Genomic DNA, 683 nt, shown 5'->3' with positions numbered 1-683 from the left:
AAGTGAAGCTGAACGATTAATTGCTGATTTACCTGCGACGAGAGGATTCGAAAATGCGATCGCGAGCGGACGCAACCGTCCGCTCGGACTGATTGCTGAGGTGAAGAAGGCTTCCCCATCCAAAGGGTTGATTCGACCGGATTTCCATGCGGTGGACATTGCACGTGCATATGAGGGAGCAGGAGCGGATTGCATTTCTGTACTGACAGATGTGACGTATTTTCAGGGGAGCCCTGAATATTTACAGCAAATTCGCGATCAGGTGAAGATTCCGCTGCTGCGAAAGGATTTTATCATTGATGAACAGCAAATATATGAAGCTCGTCTGCTGGGAGCGGATGCGGTGCTGTTGATTGCCGCTATCCTGGAACCGCGTGTATTAGGGTCCTTTTTACAGATCGCCAAGGACCTCGGGCTGGACGCATTGGTAGAGGTGCATGACAGCGAGGAGCTTAAAGCGGTGCTGGAGCTGGGGACAGCAACCTTGATTGGTGTAAATAACCGAAATCTGCGGACATTCGAGACTCGTCTCCAGACGACAGAGGAGCTGATCTCACTAATTCCTAAAGGGATTACGTTCATCAGTGAGAGCGGAATTGCGGGACCGGAAGATGTTAAGTATCTGCATTCGGTAGGTGCACACGGTATCCTGGTGGGGGAGCATCTGATGCGCAAGGAAGATG

At 51.0% G+C, this 683-nt stretch carries 1 protein-coding gene; it reads left to right on the top strand.

The window, feature by feature from the left end; all coding sequences use genetic code 11:
* The coding region (trpC, locus tag GRP75_RS28740) for an indole-3-glycerol phosphate synthase TrpC (RefSeq protein ID WP_160791087.1) at positions 1-683 on the top strand (683 nt) is incomplete at both ends.

Origin of the sequence: Paenibacillus sp. OT2-17 (assembly GCF_009827695.1) — a bacterium.
Classification (GTDB): Bacteria; Bacillota; Bacilli; order Paenibacillales; family Paenibacillaceae; genus Paenibacillus; species Paenibacillus polymyxa_B.
This window is presented reverse-complemented; position numbering and strand designations above follow the sequence as displayed.